Source organism: Dysgonomonas termitidis (assembly GCF_042654545.1).
Taxonomy (GTDB): domain Bacteria; phylum Bacteroidota; class Bacteroidia; order Bacteroidales; family Dysgonomonadaceae; genus Dysgonomonas; species Dysgonomonas termitidis.
The window spans coordinates 1-4,765 of sequence record NZ_JBHSGN010000193.1 but is presented as its reverse complement, the minus strand read 5'-3'; the positions used below and the strand labels follow the sequence as shown (position 1 = coordinate 4,765).

Genomic DNA, 4,765 nt, shown 5'->3' with positions numbered 1-4,765 from the left:
CCGTCTATATTACCAGCAGGGAACAGGGACGCCCTGTCGTGCAATCCATATCGGACGCCAAGGAAGTAACGGTAAACTTTAACCGGAACGGCGCGGGCGGATATGGCGCGGCATGGTTCAGGAGTTTATACCTGTTTGTGAATGCAGGTATCCAGGCCTTATCGAACTTTGCAAAGGTAGCACAGAAGAATAAGGGTAAAACAGCTATCCTTGTATCTTCCTATGCCATGTCGGGATTTTTAATGCCGCTGCTTACTGCACTGACCGGAGGGGATGACGGACTGGACGATTATATGAAGCTAAGCGACTGGGAAAGGCAGAATAACCTGTGTATCTATACAGGCAGCGGATTTGTAAAAATTCCCCTCCCCCATGAACTGCGTGTCTTCCATGCAATGGGGGATAATATCTACCAGGCAGTTTTCGGAAGAAAAGATATAGCAGAAACATTGCCTGATGTCATCCTGTCGTTTTCCGACCTGATCCCGGCCAATCCGGCAGGTTCGATCCGGGGAAGCTGGGCGGATATGATGCCGGATGCGGTAAAGCCGTTCTTCCAGTTGAAAGCGAACAGGAACTATACGGGCGGCAGGATAACCAATGAATGGGCGGATGAAAACAAGCCCGGATATTTGCGTATCAGAACCAATAAGAAAGGAGAACCCTATGCGCCTGCATTCTTAGTAAAGTTAGGAGAATCATTAGACAAGGCCACAGGCGGGGATGGTGTGGAGAAAGGTATCGTCAGCTTTAATCCCGATGAGGTGAATCACCTTATACACGGGTATTTCGGGGGACTGTATGCAACGGGTATGCAGGTGCTGGATATGTCATACAAGGCTTATGACTGGACGGACACCGGGGAACTTAAACTGAAAGTACGCGAAACACCGTTAAAAACATTCTACACCTCCGGAAGCGATTTAATGACGGCAGGCAGCGGTTTGAACCCGAAGTATTTTAAAATAGCGGACGATATGCAGGAGACACGGCGCAAAGTGAAAGGATATAAGGAGCAGGCTCAGAAAGGAGACCTGACAACAGAGGAATTTGCCGCCAAAATAAACAGTTTTAGCCCGGATATCGAGAGGTACAAGCGTATCTACCCGTATATAAAACAAATCAGGAAGTATGAAAGCGCATTGAAGGAACTGGACGGGGAAGAACAGAAAGAAGCGGAAAAGATAATTGCCAACCTTAAGAAAGAAGTGGTTCAAATGTATTAGCCTGACCAAAATTCCCAAACAATCAACAGGTAAATAACTTTTTGCACCGGGAACATACCCGTTCCTGCATAATTGGTTTATTCGCTTCAAAAATTATTAACGACCTCTTGTTTATGTCAGAAGCGAAAAAAGTAAACCTGAAAATAGCGGCTAAGTATTTCCCACAAAAGGGAAGGGAAAAGATAGATACCGTAAGCGGCGGCACATTCAAAAAAAACGACCATGTACTGACGGATGCCTATACGGCATGGGCTGCACTGGATAAGTTCAGGAACAATGCCAGGCGCAACAAGAAATATACATTCGAAGACCAGTGGGGCGACCATATACGGGTCGGCTGCAAGACAGTCACGGAACGCCAGCATATACTGAACCAGGGAGGCGTGCCTTTACAGAACAACCGTATGCGCTCCATCATGCGCTCGGTAGTCGGGGTGTTCCAGTCCACACAGACCGAACCGGTATGCGTCTCCCGTGACAGGGACGAACAGGGGAAGGGCGAGATGATGTCGGCAACCCTGCAATATGTATACCAGTTAAATAAGCTCTGGGGGCTGGACAGCGTAAACCTGCAATACTTCCTGTTCTCCGGCATCGGTATTTTCAAAAGCGTGTATGGCTGGCGCAACGGCAAGATGGATGTATGGAACGACCTTGTCAACTACAACGATTTCTTTGTAGACCCGGACATGAAAGACCCCCGGCACAGCGATTGCCATCTGGTAGGACAGTTGCACGATAAGTCCATCCACCAGGTAATGGCGCAGTTTGCCGGCGGCTCTCCCCAAAAGGCCGGATGGATAAGGGATATCTACGGGAGGTGCAGGGATGAGGAAGCCACCGTTACTTATGTAGCCGATACCCTGCACCAGGATATAAACGAAAGCAAGAATTTCTTTATGCCTGCCAATCCCGCACAATGCAGGGTTATCGAGATATGGAAAAAGGAATACAAGGAAAGGCTCCTTGTACATGATACGCTGACGGGAGAGTTTTACAAGGAGGAACTAAGCGCAAAGGCAGGCTTCGATACGGAAAACAATATCAGGATACAGCAGCAGACGGCACAGGGCATTGCTCCGGGCGATATGCGGCTGATAGACTATAAATGGTTTATCGATGAATACTGGTATTTTTATTACATGACCCCGCAGGGGGATGTACTCAAAGAGGGCGAAACGCCTTACTGGCATGAATCGCACCCCTTCTCATTCAAGATATACCCCTTTATAGACGGGCAGGCCTTCCCGTTCATCGGGGACTTTATCGACCAGCAACGCTATATCAACAGGCTGATAACCTTACAGGACTTTGTTATGCTGGCTTCCGCCAAGGGAGTGCTGCTGTTTCCTGAAGATTCGCTCCCCACAGGTTATACAATGGACGATATCGCGGACAGTTGGGCCGTATATAACGGGGTGATCGCATACAAGCCCGCCGCACACGGGAAAATACCGCAGCAGGTCATCGCCAATTCGTCACAGACGGGAGCATACGATATGCTTTCCATACAGTTGAAACTGCTGGAAGATATATCGGGCGTGCAGGGCGCGCTACAGGGCAAAGCTCCCGCTGCCGGAACGCCTGCCTCCCTGTATTTGCAACAGACACAAAATTCCACGACATCCCTGACCGAGATATACGAGGCATTCAGGGAACTGAGGGAAGAAAGGGATATGAAAAATATGAAGCTGATACAGCAGTTCTATCCCGACAGGAAATACATCAACCTGAACAGGAATAATGCGAGCCCGGAATCTATCGTATATGATGCGAAGCTGGTGCGCGACGCGGAGATAGACCTGAATATAACCGAAAGCACATCCACGCCTGCATACCGGATGGTAATGAACGACTTCCTGATGCAGATGTTCCAGTTGGGGCAGATAGATATAGAGCAGTTGCTTGAAAACGGGGCTTTCCCCTTTGCCGACAAGCTGCTCCAGTCCATCAAGGCCAAAAGGATGGAAGCGGAGCAGGCGCAAGAGAACATGATGCTGGGCCGGGCAGTACAACCTGCCGGACAGGGAGTCGTACCGCAGGATATACAGCAGCAGATCGCACGGAATACGAATCCGCTGATACAAAACATGTTGAACAATAACAAGAAGGTTGCCTGATGAAACTGCTTACATTTATATTTTCACATGAACAGGTGTTCCGGGCGGTAAAGCAGGAATCGTCCCAGCTTGCCGTCAGGAGGCAGGATAAGAACGGTAATCCCCTGTTTGAGCAGCTTGTTTTCGATGAGGCTTACCTGCCCAGGTTCAGGGAATTATTTTTTCATGCGCAGGGACAGGTTGCCCCTGTACTGGCAGCATATCAAAAGGACATACCCGTCAATGTGTCTTATTTTGAAAGGGCGGATTTTACAACGGACAGGGATTATATTGTATATCTGGGCATGGACGATGATTTTAATATGCATATGGCAAGACCTGTAGAGGATTACATCTTCCATTTTATAAAAGACTGGATCATGTACGAATGGCTAAAGGATAAAAGCCCGGACGATGCATCCGTTTATTTGGCTGGCACAGGGAAATACAGGACGGATATAATGATCGGACTGGCGCAAAAGATAAATGTAAGGAGGCGAAGGGGGTATTGGTTTTAAGTGAAAAGTGAAAAATGAAAAATGAAAAATTAAGAATGAAGAATGAAAAGTGAATTAGTGGGCCTTCATACAAAAAGTAACAGGGGTGTAAATAAGTATCCGTGCGGTAGTTCCGGTGTCCTGTTTATCCTGCATAAATTTGTCTTACCGGATATATAACAAAAACAAAGAGGCTACCAAAAGTTTAGCGACAACGGGCACCTCTTTGTAATATACATCCTAAAACGGAATATATTATGACAATGACAAATGTAGAAAATTTTAACCGGAAAACAATGTCGAGCCGTGAAATTGCGGAGCTGACAGGGAAAAACCATCAACACGTGTTGCGGGATTGCGATAAGCTGAATGAACATTATGAGAATTTACATTTACCCAAAATTGGACAGATGTTCAGCATCAGGCAATTACCAAACGGAGGGGAAACGAAGGACAGGTATTTTGAACTATCCAAAATGCAGACTTTCGACTTAATGACGGGTTACAGTATTGAACTGAGGATAAAGGTTAACCGCCGTTGGGAAGAACTCGAAGCTAAGGCCCTCCCCCAATCCGAGGATGAAATGCTGCTTCTTGCCATGAATACCCTGGCAAAGCGTGTGGAGGCTCAAAGGCAGCAGCTCCAAATACTCGGAGGACAGAATGAACAACTGGTTAACGAAGTGAAAGCCTTAGCCCCTAAAGCTGCCTATACGAATGAGGTATTACAATCCACATCCACTTACACGATGACACAGGTAGCCAAAGAACTGGGAATGTCGGCTATTGCCCTGGAACGTGAATTAAAAGACCGGGGCGTCATGTTCAGGCAGTCGGAGCAATGGCTGTTATATGCAAAGTACCAGGACAAAGGTTATACCCGGCCACGGACACATAGCTACGAACGGAAGGATGGTACGAAAGGAACCAACACCATCACCGT

4 protein-coding genes are annotated in these 4,765 nt (G+C 47.5%); all 4 read left to right on the top strand.

Features of this window, described 5'->3' with window-relative positions:
• The coding region (locus tag ACFO6W_RS26095) for an LPD38 domain-containing protein (protein WP_380002074.1) at positions 1-1,226 on the top strand (1,226 nt) is incomplete at its 5' end.
• Between the two features lie 113 nt (positions 1,227-1,339).
• Positions 1,340-3,346: a portal protein gene (locus tag ACFO6W_RS26090; protein ID WP_380002072.1), complete on the top strand. Its 2,007-nt coding sequence runs from the start codon at positions 1,340-1,342 to the stop codon at positions 3,344-3,346.
• Positions 3,346-3,843, top strand: coding sequence for a hypothetical protein (locus ACFO6W_RS26085; protein ID WP_380002070.1), 498 nt, complete (start codon positions 3,346-3,348; stop codon positions 3,841-3,843). Before ACFO6W_RS26090 ends, ACFO6W_RS26085 begins: the two co-directional genes overlap by 1 nt.
• Positions 3,844-4,079: 236 nt before the next feature.
• Positions 4,080-4,765 (top strand): phage regulatory protein/antirepressor Ant (locus ACFO6W_RS26080; RefSeq protein WP_380002068.1); only part of this gene is annotated, 686 nt, incomplete at its 3' end.